Below are 359 nucleotides of genomic sequence, written 5' to 3'. Positions count from 1 at the left end.
GTTCTTGAGCCTGCGACTGACGGCGACGGTCACGCTTTTGTCGGCCATCATCTGCTTACCCGCGGCTTATGCATTTGCGCGCATGTCGTTTCCCGGAAAGAACGTGCTCTTCCTGTCTTTTCTGGCCTCGCATGCCTTTCCGAAGTTCGGACTTCTGGTGGCGATCGCTGGCATCTTCTTGAAGCTCGGCTTGATCAGCACCTTCTGGGGCGTTGTCCTGATCCAGCTGGTCGGGACGTTGATGTTGATGATCTGGATCCCCGTGGCAGCGTTCCAGAATATCGATCGGCGCATGGAAGAGGCTGCCCGCGATGCAGGTGCCGGACCGTTGCGGGTTTTCTGGTCGATCACCTTGCCCC

1 protein-coding gene is annotated in these 359 nt (G+C 58.2%); it reads left to right on the top strand.

Annotation, left to right across the window (positions count from 1 at the left end; translation table 11 throughout):
- A partial coding sequence (locus tag AC1DKR_RS21485) for an ABC transporter permease (protein WP_478035268.1) occupies positions 1–359 on the top strand: 359 nt, incomplete at both ends.

The organism is Stenotrophomonas sp. 01N47, assembly GCF_056399165.1.
This window is presented reverse-complemented; position numbering and strand designations above follow the sequence as displayed.